Origin of the sequence: Clostridium arbusti SL206 (assembly GCF_000246895.1) — a bacterium.
Taxonomy (GTDB): domain Bacteria; phylum Bacillota; class Clostridia; order Clostridiales; family Clostridiaceae; genus Clostridium_I; species Clostridium_I arbusti.
Map to the genome: position 1 here is coordinate 1 of NZ_BAEV01000016.1, position 21,866 is coordinate 21,866.

The following is a 21,866-nucleotide window of genomic DNA, read 5'->3' on the forward strand; positions in this document are numbered from 1 at the left end:
TGGGAATGTAGGAAGCAGAATTGAAAGAATAAGTAAAGATTACTAATTCGTAATAAACTATTTAACATAAGAAAGGAATTGATAAAAATGAAAGTATTATTAGTAAATGGAAGCCCACATGAAAAAGGATGTACTTATACTGCATTAACAGAAGTTGCAGAAACATTACAGAAGGAAGGCATTGATACAGAGATATTCTGGATTGGTAATAAGGCATTGAATGGATGTATAGCCTGCAAAGTATGTGTTACTAAGAAAAAATGTGTATTTGATGATAGAGTAAATGAATTTCTTGATATAGCAGCGGATTATGATGGATTTATTTTTGGATCACCAGTACACTGGGGAGCAGCAGGCGGTGCAATAACATCATTTTTAGATAGAGCATTTTATGCAGATCTTAACGGTGGCAGACAGTCATTCTATTTAAAGCCTGCAGCATGTGTCATATCAGCAAGAAGAGCTGGAACCACTGCAACTTATGATCAATTGAATAAGTATTTTGGGTTAATGCAGATGCCGATTGTTTCATCACAGTACTGGAATATGGTTCATGGTGCAACTCCGGATCAGGTAAAACAGGATTTGGAAGGATTTCAGACTATGAGAACTCTGGGAAGAAACATGGCGTTTTTCTTAAAATGTAAGGAAGTTGGTCTTAAGAATGGTGTGGAAATGCCAGAGCGAGAAGCCGGTGTGTTTACCAATTTTATAAGATAATCTTTAACTTATAATAATATAAGTTATATAGAATAGCTGATAAAAAAGCAGGAAGTGAATATTAAGATACTTATAAAAGAAATTAGAAAGGTATAGATATGGTAAAAAAGTTAATATCAATGGGTTTAGTTTGGGTTATGATTTTCACGTTAGCATCCTGCTCAAATAATGCAAAACGTACATCATCGTCACATTCTTCCAAAACAGTAGAAGGTGATGAAGTTTCAAAAAATATATTTGCAATGGATACTAATATTAACATGTCAGCTTATGGTGAACAGGCCAATGAGGCATTGGAAGCGGCAAAAAAACGAATTTATAAGTTGGAGAGTCTGTGGTCAGTTACAAAAGAAGAAAGTGAAATATATGCAGTGAATCACAGCAAAGGTAATCCTGTGGAAATCAGTGAGGACACAGCAAATATTATTTCCTTCGCACTGAAAATGGCCGATAGGACAAATGGAGCCTTGGATTTGACAATTTACCCTATCCTTACAGCCTGGGGATTTACCACAGGAAGTTATAAGATCCCAACACAGGCAGAACTTAATTCACTCTTGAAACGTATCGGGTATAAAAAAGTCCAAATGAATGGAAAAACAATAAGGCTTCCAGAAGGGACACAAATTGATTTGGGTGCTGTGGGAAAAGGATATGCATGTGATATTGTGACAGATATTCTGAAAGACTATGGAATAAAATCAGCTGTAGTAAACTTTGGAGGAAATGTAGAAGTTATTGGTTCAAAACCGGATGGAAGTAAATGGAGAGTTGGGATAAAAGACCCCAATGAAGATGGTTATATTGGAACATTGGAAACAATGGATCGCAGCATTGTCACTTCTGGGGGATATGAACGCTATTTTACAGGCGATGATGGTAAGGTGTATTGGCATATACTTGATCCATCGAATGGCAAGCCAGCAGACAGTGGTCTAGTATCAGTTTCTATTATAGGAAAAGAAAGCAAAGTCTGTGATGCACTCTCTACATCTGTATTTGTTATGGGATTACAGAGAGCCACAGAAATATTGGCGTGAAAACAGTAATTTTGACATGATTTTATTGACGGGAGGAAATGAATTGTACATCACAGAAGGATTGGAGAAACAATTTACTCTGAACGAAGCTTATAAAGGGATGTCCATTCATGTTTTAAGAAAATGAAGAGAGCAAAAATTTTGATTTTATTTTGTGCCCTGCTGTTTATTGCGGGCATTGTAGGCAGCGTCTTGCTATTAAGGGATTCTGATAGTACATTGGTTGAAATTGTACAGGATGGCGCTGTTTTGTATCAATTAGATTTATCAAAGATAAAAGAGAAGACAATAGAAATTGAATACAAGGGGAAAAAAAATACCGTTCAAGTAAAGGACAATAAAATTCGTGTTCTAGATGCAGATTGTGCAGATCAGATATGTGTAAAGATGGGCTATCTGAAATCAAAGAATCTGCCCATTGTCTGTTTACCAAATCATTTGGTAATAAAATATGTAGATAAAAGTAAAGATATAGATGTGATGACAAATTAGGGGATATATTTATGAAAGTAAGCAAATTATTAGAATTGTCTTTATTAGCAACTATGGCTCTTACAATCTTTATTATAGAACTTAGAATTCCAAATCAGATACCAATACCTGGAATAAAATTAGGGTTGGCAAATATTGTAACTATTTATGCAGTGTATCGATATGGCCCTAAGGAAGTATTGATGTTGGTGTTAACAAGAACTATATTAGGTGCATTCTTTAGTGGTCAGATTATATCATTGGCATACAGTCTGGCAGGCGGCTTACTATGCCTGGTTGGAGTGATGCTACTTCGATGGATAATACCGGAAAAGAATATATGGATTTGCAGTATTTTAGGAGCTGTTTTACATAATATTGGACAGATTGTAGTAGCAATTCTAATAACTGGAACATTAGCGATTATTGCCTATCTTCCTCTTTTAATTGTTTCAGGATGTATTGCAGGAACTTTTACTGGATTATGTGCACAGTTAATCATAAACAGGGGCTGGAAAAGAAAATATGCTGATGAATCATAAGTAGATATGGATAAAATATATAAATAACTGTAAAATGGATCAAATTGTTTTATTAAGATACCAATATAAAGGAGATGAATCATTATGAAGAAAAAAATGCTAGGTGTTGTTTTGCTTGTTATGTTGATTTGTTCTATGACTGCATGTGGAAATGATAACAGGAGGAGAAGTAATAGTTCTGTACAGAAAAATGCAAGTGGTGAACAGGCAGTAAAAGAAAACAGTAAAATTTTAGTCGCATACTTTACTCGTGCAGATAATATGGATCAAGCCCCAAGGGTGGATGCAGTCAGTCGTGCTAGTTTTAATGTAGAAAATGGAGAGGTTTCTGGTAATACAGAAGCTGTTGCGAAATATATTCAGGAAGCAGTTGGTGGAGATTTATTTTCCATTAAGACAGTAGAACCATATCCGTTGAATTATGATGACAATGTAAATGTAGCATCAGAAGAACAGAAGAATAATGCAAGACCAAAACTTTCCACACATGTAGAAAATATGGATAAATATGATGTTATCTTTATCGGTTATCCAAACTGGTGGGGTACGCTTCCAAAACCAGTATTCACTTTTTTAGAAGAATACAATTTATCAGGAAAAACCGTGATTCCATTTGCTACACATAGAGGAAGCGGGCTTGGAAGCGGTCCAAGAGATATTTCAAAACTTTCTCCGAATTCAAAGATTCTTGATGGTTTTTCTGTTCGTGGTGAAGATGCAATAAATTCAAAGGATGATGTAAATGAATGGCTAAAGGATTTGGGAGTGTTAAAGTAAACTGGAAAGTAGGTTTGAGAGTGAAGAAAGAAACAATCGTAAAGCTATACGTTGATGTTGCTATGACAGTGTTCTTTTTTATTATGCTGTCCTACCAGTTGACGGAAGATATAATACATGAAATTATGGGTATGCTTGTATTCATATTGTTTATTGTGCATAACTTTTTGAATAGAAACTGGTATAAAGCGTTAGTTAAAGGAAGATATACTGTAGTTCGTATCATCCGCACTGTAGTGAATATGCTTCTGCTGGCAGCGGTTCTGGGAATTGTGATAAGTGCATTTTCAATTTCACAGATTGTAATTCCTTTCAGTAAATGGATTGATATACCATATGCTAGAGAAATTCATATGTTCTGCGCATACTGGGCATTCATTTTGATAGCAGTCCATATAGGACTACACTGGTCAATAATGATTGGCATGGTATGTAAGAAGAACAAAGAGAAAGAACCGGGGCTTTGGAAAAACTGGTCTGCAAAAATAGTAGCTGCCTTTATTGCACTTTATGGTATTTATGCTTTTGTAAAAAGAGAAATCGGCTCCTATTTATTATTATACAATTCCTATGCCTTCTGGAATTTTGAGGAATGGGCAGGATGGTTTTTTATAGACCTTTTTGCCATGATGGGGCTGTGTATTTTTTTTACATATTATATAATAAAGTGGATTCAGAAATTAAAATATAATTGAGTTTACTTTAATCCACTAGAAAAACGGATTCTTAACAGGAACGATTAATAAGGATACCAAGTTTGGAAAAGGAAATATCATTGTGAAATCTTTGCACAGCGTGCAAAAGAGATACTTGATACATTAGACCGTCTTGATAAAAATAGAGGGATACGAAGAACGAGTTCTTAAGTATGAGAAAAAATTGAAATAGTGTATAAAGTTTAATGAGATACTAATAAACAGCCTCACCATCAGAAGACATAGTATCTGATGATAAGGTTGTTTTTATTTTATCCCAGCTTGTGTATTTTTTGAGATTTTTTTCTGACATATCGGATATTGTCAGGGATATCTTCTTCCTGCATTGCTCTTGGCACAGCAGTTGTACCGGCAGCCTTTGCTGTTTCATAATACCAGCATTTGTATTTTAGTACATCAAGGGTGTCCTGTAATTGGGCTATTTGAGCCTCTACTGCCTTTCGCTGCTCTTGAAACATATTTAATCGCTGATCAATTGTTTCATCGCCTTGCATTGCCCATTCAACAAAAGTCTTTATATCTTTAAGTGACATGCTGGTTTTTTTCAAACAGTCTATCATGAACAGCCACTCAAAATCTTCATCTTTAAACATTCGGATGCCGTTTTCGCTACGGTCAACAAACGGAAACAGTCCTTCTTTGGCATAAAAGCGGAGAGTATATGGGGAAATATTAACCTTTTTTGATATTTCACTGATTGTATAATACATAAGTTTCCTCCTGAAATAATTTATAAAAAGCTCTTGACTTAGAGTATACTATCAAGTTTAAGATAATAATATCACATGTGAGAGTATGTGTAAATATTCATGATGAATTAAGGAGGAACACTATGAGTTTTAATATGTATGTACCTACAAAAATTTTATTCGGAGCAGGAATGCTGAATCAGCTTCATGAACAGGTTTTGCCAGGAAAAAGAGCAATGATTGTCATTTCTAATGGAAAGTCCACAAGAGCAAATGGTTATCTGAACCGTACAGAAGAGGAATTGAAGAGTGCGGGTGTTGAATCTGTCATATTTGATAAGGTTCAGCCCAATCCATTGAAAGATACAGTAATGGAAGGTGCTGCTTTTGCAAAAGAAAATGGCTGTGACTTTATAGTGGCTCTAGGAGGTGGAAGCTGCATTGATTCTGCTAAAGCCATGGCAGTTATGGCAACAAATGATGGCGATCTGTGGGATTATATCGGTAGTGGAACAGGTAAAGGTCAGCCTATTACCAATAATCCATTGCCTATAGTAGCTATAAGTACAACTGCAGGAACAGGTTCTGAAGCAGATGCCGGATGTGTGGTAACGAAACCTGAAACAAATGAAAAATTGGGATTAAAGACACCACTAATTTTTCCAGGGTTGTGTATCGAAGATCCAGAACTTATGACAAGTGTGCCAAAGAACTTTACTGCATATCAGGGATTTGATGCATTGAGTCATAGTTTAGAAGGATATGTATCAAAATTTGCAAATCTGATGAGTGACATGTATGCAATCACTGCTATAGAAAATGTAGGACGTTTTCTTGCTCGTGCTGTCAAAGATGGTAATGATATAGAAGCTAGAGAACATGTAGCATTTGGAAATATTTTATCCGGAACTGTTATGTGTGTTGGAACAACATCCAGCCAGCATTCACTTGAACATGCATTATCAGCTTATCATCAAGAGCTTCCACATGGAGCAGGACTGATTATGCTATGCCGTGCATATTTTACAAATATCATTGAAAAGCATGTTTGTGACGAACGTTTTATAGGTATGGCGAAGGCAATAGGTATGGAAGAAGCTAGTGAGCCAATGGATTTTATTAAAGTTCTAAATAAACTATTGGAAGATTGTGGTGTGGCAGATTTAAAGATGAGTGATTATGGAATTACTCCAGATGAATTCTCTAAGATGGCAGACAATGCCATGGGACCAATGGGAGGCTTGTTTGCTTGTGATCGTGTACAGTTGACTCGTGAAGATTGCATTTCTATTTATAAAAAATCTTATAAATAATAAGTAATAAGGAGAAAATTAGTTATGAAAAAAATTATATTGATTTTACTATCTTTCATGCTGGTACTTTCCACCGTAGCTTGCACAAACAATAGTAATAAATCCTCTGCTACTGGGCAGAACGAAAATACTTCTTCAAATTATGGTGTACTGAGAAGTATATAATAATGAGATTCTTTTTTGTACTACACTTTCAGCAACTTTTTTTTATAAATTGAGTTCTAAAATATATGCATATGGAATATGTGTGCCAGGAACAGAAAAGTATATTCTTTCATTATAATAGGAATATGGGTATGAAATGTAGTATTTGTTTATTGATACTTTTAAGTTTTCCTATAACAGTAATACATACGTCTATATATTTAGTTATGAAATATACAACAATGATTGTTAAAGCTTTTCAATCCCATAAAGTCTAAAAGAATTGAAATGTTATTGCGTAATAGTATAAATCATAAGAATTCCATGACCCACTTACAACAGAGGGGTACACTTTTACGCAATAACAATAATTCTGTGTATTAGTTCAACTTTCTATCAAAACACATGTGGAGTGCGTTGCAATGTGCTGTAAAAAAATATAGAATGTATATGGTAATATGTATCTTTTTTTATAGTAAAGAGCATTCCACCTTATTAGGGTAGAATGCTCTTTACTATATTGTCATAGATAATATAGTGTCATATTACACAACTGTTAGTGAATATAACTTATTGGTATATGGTAGATACTAATACTTAAGATGTTTTAAATTTACGTCTTCTTCTAAAGAACAATAGTGAAATAAAAATAACCAATGCCAATCCTAAAATTGTGTATGCTATGTTCGAATAGATATCCATAAAATCTAAAATAGTTTCCCAGGACTCACCTAGGATTGCACCAGCACATACAAGTACTATATTCCATATTAATGTTCCGGCTGTAGTATAGAGTACAAAGAGACTGAATTTCATATTTGCCATACCTGCGGGGATGGATATAAGGCTTCGTACTAATGGAATCATCCTACAGAAGAAAATAGTTCTGTATCCATATCGATTAAACCATGAATTAGCTTTATGAATATCACTTACTTTTATTCTAAGGATATGTCCCCAGCGGTTTACTATATTTTCAAGTCTTTGTACATTAAGTAGATGGCCTATTCCATAAAGTATAATGGCTCCTAAAACAGAACCTGCAGTAGCGGATGTTACTATACCTATAATAGTCATACTGGTATTTGTGGTCATAAATCCTCCAAAAGTAAGAATTACTTCTGATGGTATGGGTGGAAAAACATTTTCAAGTAAAATCATGAGAAAAGTTCCCAAATACCCAAATTGCTCCATAAAATTTGTGATCCAAATTTGCATCTTAATTACCTCGCTTATAATTTATGTTAAATTTATTTTTGGAAGCTTTGTCTTTTGTTATTCATAGAATATGGTTCCGTTATTAGGATTTAACCTGACTAACTTGGTGTAAGTCTCCCACGCACTCTGTGAAAGTGATTCGCACCAAATTAAAATTTGGGCTCTCTACTTTTCTTCAAGTGGGAGTCCAACGCCAAGTAAGTCATGCATTCGCAGTTCTAAAATTCAGATGGGGTAAAAGAATCCCCACCTGAATTAAGAACTTGCTTCAATGTGTTTTTATCCGATGACTAGTGGCTGGATAATTCACCTAAACTTTGTAGGCGCCCAACAAACTTCCACAAAGTGAAATTTATTGATCATTATTTATATGAAAATGCATATTTCTATGCAGGTATTATAGCATTTTTATCTTAAAAAGTCAGTAAATATTCTGAATTTACAGAACTTAATGGATTGGAATCAGAAATATTTATAATCTGTTATCAATTTGTTATTATAATGCTAACATTTAGAAAAAATATATATAATTAATATATAGGTATAAAAAACCTTGAAAAAGTAAAAAAAATTACTCCTTCAGGTTTTTTATTTTTATTATGGATATAAAGAAGAATAAATATAGTAAAAATTGCAAATATTTAATATATATTAAAATATCAGATTAATAGGGGTGATCCAATGATTTTAGAAGTACCTAAAATTGAAAATATTCAGTTTCCAGGAGGAAATGTAAATATTAAATTTGATGAGTTTAATAAGAAAATTAAAATTGTAAGTTTTGAAGGAGAGGTTAAAAATTTAGTTGATAGATTGATTACACTATCAAGTAAGAATAAAGTAGGAAAGATTTTTTATGTATCTACTAAAGAGAAAATTGAAGAATTTAAAGCTGAAGGATTTATTATGGAAGCTAAGGTTTATAACTTTTTAAATGGGAAGCCAGGTTATTTTTTATCTAAGTTCATTACAGCTGAGCGGAAGATGAGTATGGTTATTCCAGAAGAGGAAGAAGTTTTGATTAAATCAAGGGAGTATGCAGATGAAGATTATAAATATGATACATATAATCAGTATTTAATTAGGAATGCATCTAAAGAAGATGCAAAGCAATTAGCAGAACTTTATGATAGTGTATTTGAAACGTATCCATCACCTATGAATAATTCAGATTACATTAAGTTTGTAATGGATCATAATGTGTTTTTTAAAATAGCAGTTTATGAAAATAAAATTGTTAGTGCGGCATCTGCTGATATGGATCCAACTAACCTAAATGTTGAAATGACTGATTGTGCAACGGATAGAGCGCACAGAGGTAATGGTTTAGTGGGACGACTGATTTTTGAACTTGAAAAAGAACTAAAGAATAAACAGTATAAAGTGCTTTATAGTATGGCAAGATCTATTTCTACAGGAATGAATATTGTTTTTTCTAAACACGACTATGAATATAGCGGAAGGTTAGTTAATCACTGTCACATTTGCGGACAGTTTGAAGATATGAACATTTGGGTTAAGGTATTATAGTAGGTTTAGCAGGAAAGACACATAAAATTTCACATATTTATAGTGAAATTTTATGTGTCTTTAGCTTTTCATGCATTAAAGGTTAATACCTCCACCACTAAGCGAAGCGTAGGTAGGACTTTTCAATCAGATGGGGTAGAGTCCCCACCTGATTTCCCCATGTTTCAGCTTGCTGAAACGAGTTCACTGTATTTTAGTAGAATTTGATAGTGTTGATTTTTCACTATATTAACTGATCAGTATATATATTTAACAAAAACCATATTTTTGATGTTATAATAGAATATAAACTGTATTGTAAATTTAATTAAATTAATACAAAAAATAAAAAATTACCACATGAATGGGGAAAAACTATTCTATATTTACTTAAATAGCATGCAAGTAAAAGTTAGATTGGCAGCATCATCGATTATAAAAAGTGAGGTACTAAATGATGAAAAATAAGATAAATGTAGGAATAGGATTTGTAAGTGGTCGAAAAAGTTTTAAAAATGTTGTAAAAACATATATTGATAGTTGGAATGAATCAAATTCATTAGAAAATGGAAAAATTGCGATTCATTTATTTGTTGCATATGACCTAAAGTATTCAAATACAAAAGTTGGAGATTATACAATCACTGATGAAGGAATTCTGAACACAGTAGTTTCCGCTCATTATATGAGCGATGCATCAATAGAAATAGAAGCACAAATCCTAGTGAAAAATAAGGTGTTGACTAATAAAGAAGCAAAACTTCTCTTTGGTCAAGGTTATGGAATGAAGAGAAATGCTATTCTGTATCTTGCAATAAAGTATAATATGGATTATTTGATTTTTCTTGATGATGATGAATATCCTATAGCCACCGTGAAAATAGCTAATAGTACCTTTTGGATGGGGCAATCGGTAATAGCGGATCATATAGAATATCTTAATAGTTGCGATATTACACATGGTTATCATTGTGGTTATGTTTCACCAATTCCACAGATTAAATGGAACAATAAGCTTTCAGAAGAAGATTTTAAACTATTTATTGAAGCCATAAGTAATGATATTATCAATTGGGATTCTATTAAGGATAAGATGAATAGTGGAGGAGTCACTTATGGGGATCTTTCAATTATATATGGGAAAAAGGGGAAAGTGGTGCAGGAGATAAATGGTATGAAATTTATCTCAGGGTCTAACCTAGGACTTAATTTAAAAAATTGTAATAAATTATTTCCGTTTTACAATCCTCCTGGTGCAAGAGGCGAGGATACTTTTTTAAGTACCTGTATTGGTGATTGTGACGTAACAAAAATTCCATGTTATGCCTTTCATGATGGTTTTTCCTATTATCAGCATTTGCTTAAGGGAGTACTTCCAATTAAGCTCAAGGAAATATCAGTGGACGACAGTTATGTTGTGAAAAGATTTCTTAAGGCATCCATTGGATGGATTCGTTATAAACCACTGTTAACTTACATAACCAACCAAGAAAATTATAATTCAGAGATTATTAAAATCAGAGAGAACTTAACAATTGCAGTACCTAAAATTTGTGATTATTTCAAAAATAAAGATTTTGAACGTGTTTTGACAGAACTTGAATACTATAATAATCATGTGGAACAGCACTTTAAGGATTTTCAAAATACAAAGCTAGCATGGATTAAAGTAATGGAATTTTTGAAGTGTTACTAATTTAAATTTAATTGGAAGTTATAATATTAGTAGAAACCATCCAATCATTATAAGATTGGGTGGTTTTTTATTATAAATAAAAAATTATTTTCCACTCTAAGGATTTAGGGAGATATTGATACATAATGAAATATATGATAAACTTTCATCAAAGTATTCGCTATAAGGCATGTGAAAATAAATAACAAGTCAAAGATGCGACGTATATTTTGAATTATACAAGGAAACAGGTTCTGATGATAGTGGTGCTATCAGAGGGTTCTGTTAACGTAGTATGATTCAAAATAGACTAGTATACTGACTAGTTATTTATTTGAATGTGCCTAAATATAAAAAGGTGCAATTTAATATGAAATTAGTTATTTTTAGTGTATAGATTAATTTACCAGAAAAATTTAACATTGAGGTGTTATTTATGAATAGATATGAAGATAATGCTGTTAAAGAATTAATGAATTGGCAGAAAGAGATGATGAAGAAGTCTGGTATTATAGAAAATTTTACCAAGGGTACTCAAAATAAGATAAATAATATTATTCCTGATAAAGTCCATACCATAATAACGGAAGCAATAAAGAATATGATAAAGGCAGTACTTGTGGGATCTGAATATACCACCTCTTTACCGTTGAAAGATGGATCTCTTGAAGATAGAGAAAACATGATTAGAGAGAAAATTGATTTTTATAAAAAGTCAGCGGCTGTTAGTGGAGCAGGTACTGGAGGTGCAGGTTTTCTGCTAAGTTTGGCAGATTTTCCTATACTTTTAAGCCTTAAGATGAAGTTTTTGTTTCAGTGTGCAAGTTTATATGGCTTTGATGTAAAAGATTATAGAGAGAGATTATATATACTTTATATATTTCAACTTGCTTTTTCCAGTCAGAAAAAGAGGAATGAGACTTTTAATATTGTTAAGAATTGGGATGATTATTCAAAGACATTGCCAATAGATAAAGAAGCCTTTGACTGGAGAGAATTTCAACAGGAATACAGAGACTATATGGATATTGCAAAGCTGCTTCAGATGGTTCCTGGCATTGGAGCTGTGGTGGGAGCTTATGCAAATTATAAACTTATGAATCAGCTTGGAAAAACTGCAATGAATGGATATAGATTGAGAATTTTTAAATTTAAGTAAGGTAAATAAATGCAAAAGCATTCAACCTTTAAAGGGTTGAGTGCTTTTTATTACTAATAGAATTATATGATAATAATTGCCAATAAAATTGAAAAAAATGAGAAATATACTATAATTATATTTAGTAGAGTATAATTGTAAAGGGAAAAGAAAAATATATTATAGTTTATAAATGTTTGAAGAATGGGAAATATACTACAATAAAGGGGTTAAAAGTAATGAAAATATTAGCATATAGTCATAGACCAGATGAAACAGAATATTTTAAAGAATTCAGTAAAAAGTATAAGGTAGAGGTTGTACTATGTGAAGAGGCACCAACTATGGAAAATGCAGATTTGGCAAAGGGCTTCGACTGCATTAGTATTATAACAACCATGATTTCAGATAAATTAGTAGAAAAATTTCATCAGGTTGGAGTAAAGTTTATATCTACCAGAACCATCGGTTATGATCATATAGACATTAAAAAGGCCAAAGAGTTAGGTGTTCATGTAGGAAATGTGACTTATTCACCAAATAGTGTGGCTAATTATACTGTTATGATGATTCTTATGGCAACACGAAAAATGAAATCTATTATGGAACGCAGCAATGTACAAGATTATTCTTTAAAAGGTGTTCAAGGTAAAGAATTACAGAACTTAACTGTAGGCGTTATTGGTACAGGAAGAATTGGGCAAACAGTTATTAAACATTTAAGTGGATTTCAATGTGAAGTATTAGCCTATGATTTATATGAAAATGAAAAAATAAAGCAATATGCTAAATATGTTGCATTGGAAAAGCTTTTTAAAAGCAGTGATATTATTACAATGCATGTACCTGCAACAGAAGATAACTACCATCTAATTGACAAGAGCTCCATAGCAACAATGAAAGAAGGAGTATTTATTATTAATACAGCCCGTGGTTCTCTTATTAATACGAGTGATTTAATTACAGGTATTGAGCAGAAAAAAATTGGTGGTGCAGCTTTAGATGTAATTGAAAATGAATCAAATATTTATTATAAGGATTTAAAATGTGAGATATTAGATAATAGGGAATTGGCAATTTTAAAATCTTATCCTAATGTAATTGTGACACCACATACAGCTTTTTATACTGATCAAGCTGTAAGCGATATGGTGGAGCACTCTATTTTAAGTTGTATTTTATTTGTGGATGGTAAAGAAAATCCTTGGCAAGTTGCATAAAATTAAGGGATTGTCTCAAAATACATTAATAGTATTAGGGACGTCCTTTTCTATTTATACGATAACTAGCCGCTGTAACACTCCACCGCACTCTGTGAAAGCGACCTAATACAAAATATATTTAATACAATATATAGTGATAAAATGAGGAAAACATACTATATATAGGGTGGCATATGTTTAAATTCATAATTTTAAAGTTGCGTTTAAAAAATTTTCCACTTATAATAAATTGTAAATAATTTTTATCTAATAATAAAAATTATTTATATAAATTAATATAAGGCATGTGAAAATAAATAACAAGTCAAAGATGCGACGAATATTTTGAATTATACAAGGAAACAGGTTCTGATGATAGTGGTGCTATCAGAAGGTTCTGTTGACGTAGTAGGATTCAAAATAGACTAGCATACTGACTAGTTATTTATTTGAATATGCCTAAAGAAGAAAAGGATTGAAATATGGATATAAAAATAAAAAAGAGAAATGGTAAGTATGAAAAATTGCAAGTAAATAAGACTAAAAAGATGGTTAGTCTTGCATGTGATGGAATAGAGGGCTGTGATCCAATTGAATTGGAACTTGATTCTAGGATACAGTTTAGAGATGGTATGAGTACAAAAGAAATTCAAAAGATACTAATTCAAACAGCTATAGAAAAAGTGATTCAGACAGAGAGAGATGAATATGGAAATAGTTCCAAGAAAACTAATATACATTGGCAGTATGTTGCTGCAAGATTACTTGCCTTTGATTTATATAAAGAAGCTAAGATAAATAGGAATTATAATCATTTTGGATATGGTGATTTCAGTAGTCTTGTAAAGAAATTAGTAGATATGAAGCTTTACGGAAAATATTTAATTGATAACTATTCTGATGAAGATATAGAGGAGCTTTCTGCATACATAGTATCTGATAGGGACGAGCTCTTTAATTATGAAGGCTTAAAATTATTAAATGATAGATATCTTATAAAGGGATACCAGGGTGAAATATTAGAACTTCCTCAAGAGAGATTTATGTGTATAGCTATGCATTTGGCTATACCAGAAGGTGATAAAAGAGTTTTTTATGCAAAGAAATTCTATGATTTGATGAGTCAATTGAAAATGACTGTTGCAACACCGACGCTAGGAAATGCAGGTACACCTTTTTATCAATTAAGTAGCTGTTTTATATCTACAGTTGGAGATAATCTTTGGTCTATTTATGATGTAAATCAGAAATTCTCTCAGGTTTCTAAGCATGGTGGAGCTCTTGGAATATATCTTGGTAAGATAAGAGCGCTAAATAGCGAGATAAGAGGTCATAAAAACGCATCGGGTGGAGTTATACCTTGGGTAAGACTTTATAATGATACTGCAGTGGCTGTAGATCAACTTGGAAAACGTAAAGGTGGAGCAGCTGTAACACTAGATGTATGGCACAAGGATATATATGATTTTCTAGATATTAGAACTAATAATGGAGATGACAGGAGAAAAGCCCATGATGTTTTCCCTTCGGTAAGTATTCCAGATTTATTTATGGAGAGGCTTGAAAAAAGAGAAAATTGGTCTTTGTTTGATCCTTATATGATTAATAAAATAATGGGCTATAAAATAGAAGATTATTTTGACGATAACAATAGAGAATTTACTAAGAGGTATTTGGAATGTGAAGCCAATGAAGAAATTCCAAGGGAAACGGTTCCTGCACTTGATATAATGAAAAAAATAATGAAAAGTGCAGTAGAAACAGGTACTCCCTTTATATTCTTTAGAGATACTGTAAATAGGGCTAACCCCAATAAACATGCTGGAATGATATATGCATCTAATCTATGCCATGAAATAGCTCAAAATATGAGTGAAAGTGAACTCATAAGTGAAGAGGTAACGGATGAAAATGGCTTCACGGAGGTTGTACAGAGAATTAAAGCTGGGGATATGGTAACCTGTAATCTTAACTCTATTAATCTTAGTAAAGTTGATAAAGAGGAATTAGCTAAATCAATTCCACTTCAAATTAGAATGCTTGACAATGTTATTTCACTTAATAAACTCCCTGTAATGGAATCCAGAGTTACCAGCGATAAATACAGAGCCATAGGGCTTGGAACTAGTGGATATCACCACTATTTAGCTAATAACAAAATTAAATGGGAAAGTGATGAGCACATAAAAATAGCAGATGAACTGTTTGAAGAAATAGCCTATCAGGCAATCAAAGCATCTATGGAGCTTTCTAGGGAAAAGGGTAAATATCCTGAGTTTGAAGGTTCGGAATGGCAAACGGGAAAGTATTTTGAAAGAAGAGGTTATACTTCTGAAAGATGGCAAAAGTTAAAAGATGATGTACAAAAATATGGTATGAGAAATGGATATATAACTGCAGTTGCACCTACGGGAAGCACTTCTAATATTGCCAATACCACAGCAGGTATAGATCCTGTATTTAAAAAGTTTTTTATAGAAGAGAAAAAGGGAAGTTTTACTCCTAAAACTGCTCCAGATTTAAATGAAGAAAATTTCTGGTATTATAATGAAGCCCATACTATTGATCAACAATGGTGTATTAAAGCCTGTGCAGCAAGACAAAGGCATATTGATCAATCACAAGCCTTTAATTTATATATTACCCCAGAGGTAAAGGCAAGAGATATATTAAATATGTATGTTCAGTCATGGAAACAAGGGCTTAAAACTATTTATTATATAAGAAATAAATCCATAGAAATGGATGAATGTTCAAGTTGCTCAAGTTAAGGTATGTAAAAAATAATAAGTCAAAGATACTAATATACTGACTGATTATTTTTTGAAGAGGACTAATATGAGGAGTGAGGTTTATGTTAAAAAAGATGATTTTCAACGAAAAAGGTAATCGTGGAACTGAAAGTATGATAAATGGAAATACTACTAATTTAAGAGAGTGGAATAGAATAAAATATGATTGGGCCAGTGATCTTTATAGAGTTCTATTAAATAATTTTTGGATACCAGAAGAAATATCTTTAAATGAAGATATTAAGCAATTTCCTTATCTAACGGATGGAGAAAGAAATGCTTTTGATAAGATAATTTCATTTTTGAATTTCCTTGATTCTATACAAAGTGAAAATCTTCCCAATGTATCCAGATATATAACAGCACCGGAGGTATCTTCTCTATTGAATATTCAAGCTTTTCAGGAGGAAATACATGCTCAAAGCTACTCTTATATTCTTGATACTGTTACAAATCCAATAACTAGGGATAAGATATATGATGAGTGGAGAGAAGATAAGCATCTTTTAAAGAGAAATAAATTTATTGCAGGAATATATCAAAAATTTAATGAAGAATCAGACACTGAAAATTTTTTAAGAACAATAATGGCTAATTATATATTAGAGGGAATCTATTTTTATTCTGGTTTCAGTTTCTTTTATACCTTGGCAAGACAGGGGAAAATGACAGCTACGAGTACTATTTTTAAGTATATAAATAGAGATGAAGTAACTCATTTAATATTATTTCAGAATATAATTAAAGAACTGAGAAAAGAAAACCCTGAAATCTTTACAGAGAGCATGCTTGAAGAATTTAGAACTATGATGAAGACTGGTGTAGAACATGAAATTGAATGGGGACAGTATGTTACAAATAACGAAATACTGGGACTTAATGATGAACTTATAGAAAAGTATATAAAATATATTTCAAATTTGAGACTTACCGCTATCGGTATAGATCCACTTTATCCTGAAATTACAAAGCATCCAATGGAGTGGATTGATAGTTTTTCAAGACTCAACAGTACAAAAACAGATTTCTTCGAGGCAAAGGTTACAAATTATACAAAGGCAGCAGCTTTTGACTTCGATGATTTAGATTAAATAAAATATAAGTTAAACTTATTTGTGAAAATGGTAGAGGGCTTAGTGATTGAGCTCTCATTATTTTTTTCATATTGAAAAATATTTTATGAAATCAGTATAAATTATATTTATAGAAATAAATATGTATGGATAGAGATATTAAAGGAGATATTAAATATCCATGTGTAATTCAAATCTAAACACTCCAAATTTTCTAGATAAAGTCAGAACTGATAAAGGTATAGATGATTTAAAGGATTTTTTTCAGCAATTAAGTAAAAAAGATTTGAAAAAATCAATAAATTTTATCAATGATGAAAACTTACAGTTTGCTACTCTATTTATTCTTAGAGAAGATATTGAAAAAAATAATTTAATTGACAGTTTACTTCAAAGGAATAAAACTGCATTAGCTATTATTAAAGAGATATTAACAGATAAAAAAAGTAATTTGGCATCAAAACAGGTATCTTTTGATCATGTACAGATAATTCATTCAACATTGAAGTGGATACTGGAAACAGGATTCCGTGATGATGGAATGAATGATGAATACGACCAAGTTTTAGATATTACTTCCATACTTTTGACAAAGGTATATATGGATAAAACGGTACTACCTATTATAGCAGATATGATTTTTGATAGGCATAAAAGAGGATATCTAATCCATGATTTGGTATGGGCCTTTTTTCAAGCAAGAGATCCGCAGAGCCTAATGATTATTGGAGAAAGATTACTATCGTCTAATGAAGAAGATGTTAAAACAGCATGCAGATTGCTGAATTTTATACCAAATATAGATAAAGATAAAAATAATACCAGAGAAGATAAATATTCAATATTTTTGGGGTGGATTAAAGAAAATAGTCCATTCTTAAAGTTTACAGGGGAAAGCTTTCAGCAAACTACAAATCCTAGACCTTATAGAGTTGTGCTGGAAGGTAAGTATTTATGTAAAAATATATGTTCTGATACAGGAAAAGCTTCATGCTCTCCTTCACAAGAAGAATATAAAATGTTAAATGAATTTAAAAAATTGGATAAGGATACAAAGATATTGCTTTCAAATTTTTCATTGAAAATACATCATAATAATATAAAGTTATGGAATGTATGGCGTCACTATTCTTTAGAGGATCAGATAAAGATTGCTAGAATAGGAGGAATACAATGATTAGAATTAAAGGCGATAAATTTGATGTAAATACAATTATAAATAATTATAAACGTGATAGTGTGGAGAGAGAAGTACTGGATAAGATGTCTTCCAGTAGAGAAATTTATGAATATGATTCTTTAGATGAATTAAAATTTGAACTTAATTTACGGAAAAATACTGTAAATGCAGCTATAGATCTTGATAAGAGTGATTTTGATTTTGTAGTTTTTCGTAAAGCTAAATGTAATACAGATTACTGGGAGAGAACACCAGAAGGTGGATTTTTATTAAAAAAGGGAGTAAGAGCTTCTACAGCTATTAATGATATTTATAAAAATAGTAGTAAGTATGCCACTGAGTGTGCTACAGCTATGGTCATTGTTTATTACAAAGCAGTGCTTGACTCACTTGGAGAAAGACTCTTCGATAATGTATTTTCAAATATATACTTAATGAATTGGCATTATATAGATGAAAACCTTGGCCTTAATATTACTGATAATGTAGCAGATTATTTACCAGGGGACTGTATGTATTTCAAAAATCCACAGGTAAATCCATTAACACCAGAATGGCAAGGGGAAAATGTAATTTATCTAGGTGGCGATAGATATTATGGACATGGAATAGGTATAGAAAGTGCAAATACAATAATTAATGAATTGAATAGAGAAAGAATTATTTGGGCTACACAATCGGCCTATTTATTAGATTCTGCAACAAGACCAGACTATAAACGTTTGGCATACATTTATTTTAGCTCATCTTCTAGGGGGCATAGGGATTATAAAAGAAAATATGAGAAGAGTCATCACTGATAACTGATTATACAACTGCCTATGCATCTAATTTGCATAGGTGGTCTTATTTTTATTTCTATTATTTTAATGGTTTGCTTGATATTATATATAATTAGAATATATAATATCAATGTATAGCAAATATATTTATTATAACTAGGAGTTATTATATGAATACAGATTTAGAACTTTATAAAATTTTTTATACTGTTGCCTGCTGCAAAAATATTTCACAGGCAGCGGATATGCTTTACATAAGTCAACCAGCTGTTAGTAAATCTATAAAGAAACTTGAAAGTATTATTGGAATTATTTTATTTTCAAGGAATTCCAGAGGAGTTAGACTTACAGAAGAAGGAAAAATATTTTTTACATATATAGAGAAGGCAATGAATGAAATAGATATAGGTGAAAAGATATTATCAAAGCTTAAAAAACGAGAACAGGGAATCATAAAATTAAGTGTAAGCTCTACACTTTGTAAATACTTTTTAATACCTGTACTTAAACAATTTATAAATGAATACCCGGACATACAAATTAAAATTATAAATAAAACTACCTTTGATACTCTAAAACTTGTAGATGAAGGCGAAATTGATTTTGGAATAATAAGCTATCCTTTAGATTGTAGTGGTTATAATTTTATAAAAATATCAGATATACAGGATATAGTTGTAGCGGGTAAAGATTATTTGAAAAACTGCAATGTTAAGGATTTGGAAAAGAATTTTGAAAAATATCCACTTATGCTACTTGAACCTGGAAATATAACCCGTAAATACATTGATAAATATTTTAATGATAATAATATATGTGTTAAGCCTGAAATAGAGATAAGCAGTATGGACTTCTTAATTGAATTTGCAAAGATTGGCCTTGGAATTACTGTAGTAATAAAGAATTTTGTAAAGAAAGAGCTGGAGGAGGGTGAATTAGTGGAGATAGAAGTTAATCCACCAATTCCAAAGAGAACTGTAGGTATTGTTTCCAATAAGAAAATACCTTTGTCCATTGCAGCACAAACTTTTATAGATTTCTTTTTAAATAAACAGAATTCTTAGATTCATATGAAATGATTATTGTTATTTGATATAATTAGGCATGTGAAAATAAATAATAAGTCAAAGATGCGACGTATATTTTGAAATATACAAGGAAACAGGTTCTGATGATAGTGGTGCTATCAGAGGGTTCTGTTAACGTAGTATGATTCAAAATAGACTAGCATACTGACTAGTTATTTATTTGAATGTGCCTTATATATGATTTATATTTATATATGGGAGGAAGCAAATATGAATATTCAAATTTTTGGAGTAAAGAAATGTTTTGATACTAAGAAGGCTGAAAGATATTTCAAGGAGAGAAAAATAAAATACCAATTTATAGATTTAAACGAAAAAGCTTTAAGTAAAGGTGAGCTTGAAAGTGTAAAAAGATCAGTAGATATTAATGACTTAGTTAATATAAAATCCAAAGAATATAAAAATCTAAATATTGAACATATAAGAAGTAGCAGTGTAAAAGAAGAACTACTTTTAAATAATCCAAAGCTCTATAAAACACCTATAGTCCGTAATGGAAAACAGGCCACAGTAGGTTATGCACCAGATGTTTGGACAAACTGGGAATAGGAGGATTGGCTATGGATTTTAAAGTTTTTAAAGTAGAGACATTTATACCAGAAGAATATGTGGAGAAGTTAAGGGAGAGTTTGAATGATATAGGGGCACTTACTATAGGTGGAAATTACGATAATTGTATGTGTGTTTCTAAAGTCATGGGGTATTGGAGACCGTTAGATGGGGCTAATCCCTTTAAAGGTGAAGAAGGTAAGATATGTAGAGCTGAAGAGTGTAAGGTTGAATTTTCATGTAGAAGTGAAATTGTAGAAAAAGCAGTGAATACAATAAAGAGTATACATCCCTATGAAACGCCAGTTATAAACGTATTATCTAATAAGCTATATTAAAAGTGCTATTGACTTTTCATGGTGTAGACTAAAATTTTTAGGAGGGAATTGTATTGTCAACAAAAAAAATAGTATCACGATTTTTATTTTGGGTATTAGCTGCAATAATTTTTAACATTGGAATTTACTTTTTTATGGGACAAGAAAAGGCTATTCAATTTTTAGGTGGTTATGTTATTGAACAAAGTCTTAGCATGGATAATTTATTTTTATTTTTAATAATCTTTACAAGTTTTGGAGTAAAGGTTGAATATCAAAGGCGAATATTAAATTATGGAATATTAGGTGCAATGATATTAAGATTAATATTTATTGTACTAGGCGTAGCAGTAGTAAATCAATTTCATTGGATATTATATATATTTGGTATTGTACTTATTATAAGTGCTGCAAAGATGGTTTTGGGAAAAGATGATGAAGGTGATATTGATTTTAAAAAGAGTAAATTAATAAAATTATTAAATAAAATAATACCTGTTAAAAACAATATTGAAGGAGAAAAGTTCTTTATAAGAGAAAAAGGCAGACTTTATGCTACACCCTTATTTGCAATATTGTTTTTTATAGAAGGATCAGATATATTATTTGCTATAGACTCAATACCAGCAATTTTTTCGATTTCTACAGATACATTTATAGTTTATACTTCAAATATTTTTGCTATATTAGGTCTTAGAAATTTATATTTCTTACTTGAAAAACTTCAAGATTCATTTAAATATGTTAAATATGGTGTAGCTACAATACTAGCTTTTACAGGTATAAAATTATCTATATTGTTTTTTAACATTGAAATATCAATATTAGTATCCATACTTGCTATTATGGGAATCCTAGCAATAAGCATATTGGTATCTGTATTTATTAAAGAGAAGGAAGTTTTTCAGCAATAATAATATTTTATTGAAAT

22 protein-coding genes are annotated in these 21,866 nt (G+C 31.4%); 20 read left to right on the forward strand and 2 right to left on the reverse strand.

From position 1 onward, the window contains the following. The first annotated feature begins 87 nt into the window (after nucleotides 1-87). From RH99_RS04735 to RH99_RS04760, 6 genes are all read left to right on the forward strand, one after another. A complete protein-coding gene (locus tag RH99_RS04735; RefSeq protein ID WP_010234652.1) occupies nucleotides 88-720 on the forward strand; it encodes a flavodoxin family protein in 633 nt (210 codons plus the stop codon). Between the two features lie 98 nt (nucleotides 721-818). After that, nucleotides 819-1,760, forward strand: a complete 942-nt coding sequence (locus tag RH99_RS04740) for an FAD:protein FMN transferase (RefSeq protein ID WP_010234655.1) — start codon at nucleotides 819-821, stop codon at nucleotides 1,758-1,760. 123 nt (nucleotides 1,761-1,883) lie between these two features. After that, nucleotides 1,884-2,252, forward strand: a complete 369-nt coding sequence (locus RH99_RS04745) for a NusG domain II-containing protein (RefSeq protein WP_010234657.1) — start codon at nucleotides 1,884-1,886, stop codon at nucleotides 2,250-2,252. Nucleotides 2,253-2,263: 11 nt separating this feature from the next. Continuing rightward, nucleotides 2,264-2,773, forward strand: coding sequence for a Gx transporter family protein (locus RH99_RS04750; protein WP_010234659.1), 510 nt, complete (start codon nucleotides 2,264-2,266; stop codon nucleotides 2,771-2,773). A gap of 120 nt (nucleotides 2,774-2,893) precedes the next feature. Further along, nucleotides 2,894-3,550 (forward strand): flavodoxin, encoded by a 657-nt coding sequence (locus tag RH99_RS04755; protein ID WP_206771400.1) that lies wholly within the window; start codon nucleotides 2,894-2,896, stop codon nucleotides 3,548-3,550. Then, the gene (locus tag RH99_RS04760) at nucleotides 3,520-4,245 is read left to right on the forward strand and encodes a DUF4405 domain-containing protein (protein ID WP_010234662.1); all 726 of its coding nucleotides are present in this window, start codon (nucleotides 3,520-3,522) and stop codon (nucleotides 4,243-4,245) included. Before RH99_RS04755 ends, RH99_RS04760 begins: the two co-directional genes overlap by 31 nt. A gap of 272 nt (nucleotides 4,246-4,517) precedes the next feature. On the opposite strand, the gene RH99_RS04765 is transcribed toward RH99_RS04760, so the two are convergent. Beyond that, nucleotides 4,518-4,976 (reverse strand): MerR family transcriptional regulator, encoded by a 459-nt coding sequence (locus RH99_RS04765; RefSeq protein ID WP_010234664.1) that lies wholly within the window; start codon nucleotides 4,974-4,976, stop codon nucleotides 4,518-4,520. Between the two features lie 122 nt (nucleotides 4,977-5,098). Between RH99_RS04765 and RH99_RS04770 the strand changes: the two genes are divergently transcribed. Both RH99_RS04770 and RH99_RS18520 read left to right on the forward strand, forming a co-directional pair. Beyond that, the gene (locus RH99_RS04770; RefSeq protein WP_010234666.1) at nucleotides 5,099-6,268 is read left to right on the forward strand and encodes an iron-containing alcohol dehydrogenase; all 1,170 of its coding nucleotides are present in this window, start codon (nucleotides 5,099-5,101) and stop codon (nucleotides 6,266-6,268) included. Nucleotides 6,269-6,292: 24 nt separating this feature from the next. Then, nucleotides 6,293-6,433: a hypothetical protein gene (locus RH99_RS18520; RefSeq protein ID WP_010234668.1), complete on the forward strand. Its 141-nt coding sequence runs from the start codon at nucleotides 6,293-6,295 to the stop codon at nucleotides 6,431-6,433. A 576-nt stretch (nucleotides 6,434-7,009) separates the two neighbouring features. Here the strand turns inward: RH99_RS18520 and RH99_RS04775 are convergent. After that, the gene (locus tag RH99_RS04775; RefSeq protein WP_010234671.1) at nucleotides 7,010-7,630 is read right to left on the reverse strand and encodes a DedA family protein; all 621 of its coding nucleotides are present in this window, start codon (nucleotides 7,628-7,630) and stop codon (nucleotides 7,010-7,012) included. Nucleotides 7,631-8,311: 681 nt separating this feature from the next. Between RH99_RS04775 and ablB the strand changes: the two genes are divergently transcribed. From ablB to RH99_RS04835, 12 genes are all read left to right on the forward strand, one after another. Continuing rightward, entirely contained in the window at nucleotides 8,312-9,160 is an 849-nt protein-coding gene (gene ablB / locus RH99_RS04780) for a putative beta-lysine N-acetyltransferase (protein ID WP_010234674.1), read from the forward strand. Between the two features lie 433 nt (nucleotides 9,161-9,593). Beyond that, nucleotides 9,594-10,835 (forward strand): hypothetical protein, encoded by a 1,242-nt coding sequence (locus tag RH99_RS04785; protein WP_035776452.1) that lies wholly within the window; start codon nucleotides 9,594-9,596, stop codon nucleotides 10,833-10,835. 415 nt (nucleotides 10,836-11,250) lie between these two features. Next, a complete protein-coding gene (locus RH99_RS04790; protein WP_010234679.1) occupies nucleotides 11,251-11,973 on the forward strand; it encodes an EcsC family protein in 723 nt (240 codons plus the stop codon). A 218-nt stretch (nucleotides 11,974-12,191) separates the two neighbouring features. Next, entirely contained in the window at nucleotides 12,192-13,172 is a 981-nt protein-coding gene (locus tag RH99_RS04795; RefSeq protein WP_010234681.1) for a D-isomer specific 2-hydroxyacid dehydrogenase family protein, read from the forward strand. A gap of 464 nt (nucleotides 13,173-13,636) precedes the next feature. Beyond that, a complete protein-coding gene (locus RH99_RS04800; protein ID WP_010234683.1) occupies nucleotides 13,637-15,925 on the forward strand; it encodes a ribonucleoside-diphosphate reductase subunit alpha in 2,289 nt (762 codons plus the stop codon). Nucleotides 15,926-16,008: 83 nt separating this feature from the next. After that, the gene (locus tag RH99_RS04805) at nucleotides 16,009-17,037 is read left to right on the forward strand and encodes a ribonucleotide-diphosphate reductase subunit beta (RefSeq protein ID WP_010234685.1); all 1,029 of its coding nucleotides are present in this window, start codon (nucleotides 16,009-16,011) and stop codon (nucleotides 17,035-17,037) included. A 163-nt stretch (nucleotides 17,038-17,200) separates the two neighbouring features. Further along, nucleotides 17,201-18,196 (forward strand): hypothetical protein, encoded by a 996-nt coding sequence (locus tag RH99_RS04810; RefSeq protein WP_010234687.1) that lies wholly within the window; start codon nucleotides 17,201-17,203, stop codon nucleotides 18,194-18,196. Continuing rightward, nucleotides 18,193-18,999, forward strand: coding sequence for a protein-glutamine gamma-glutamyltransferase (locus RH99_RS04815; RefSeq protein WP_010234689.1), 807 nt, complete (start codon nucleotides 18,193-18,195; stop codon nucleotides 18,997-18,999). The genes RH99_RS04810 and RH99_RS04815 overlap by 4 nt, the downstream gene beginning before the upstream one ends. 152 nt (nucleotides 19,000-19,151) lie before the next feature. Further along, a complete protein-coding gene (locus RH99_RS04820) occupies nucleotides 19,152-20,045 on the forward strand; it encodes a LysR family transcriptional regulator (RefSeq protein ID WP_010234691.1) in 894 nt (297 codons plus the stop codon). Nucleotides 20,046-20,279: 234 nt separating this feature from the next. Next, entirely contained in the window at nucleotides 20,280-20,618 is a 339-nt protein-coding gene (locus RH99_RS04825; protein ID WP_010234693.1) for an arsenate reductase family protein, read from the forward strand. Nucleotides 20,619-20,629: 11 nt separating this feature from the next. Next, on the forward strand, nucleotides 20,630-20,956 hold the full coding sequence (cutA, locus tag RH99_RS04830; RefSeq protein ID WP_010234695.1) for a divalent cation tolerance protein CutA: 327 nt from the start codon (nucleotides 20,630-20,632) through the stop codon (nucleotides 20,954-20,956). 53 nt (nucleotides 20,957-21,009) lie between these two features. Further along, nucleotides 21,010-21,849, forward strand: coding sequence for a TerC/Alx family metal homeostasis membrane protein (locus RH99_RS04835; protein WP_010234697.1), 840 nt, complete (start codon nucleotides 21,010-21,012; stop codon nucleotides 21,847-21,849). Nucleotides 21,850-21,866: the final 17 nt, after the last annotated feature.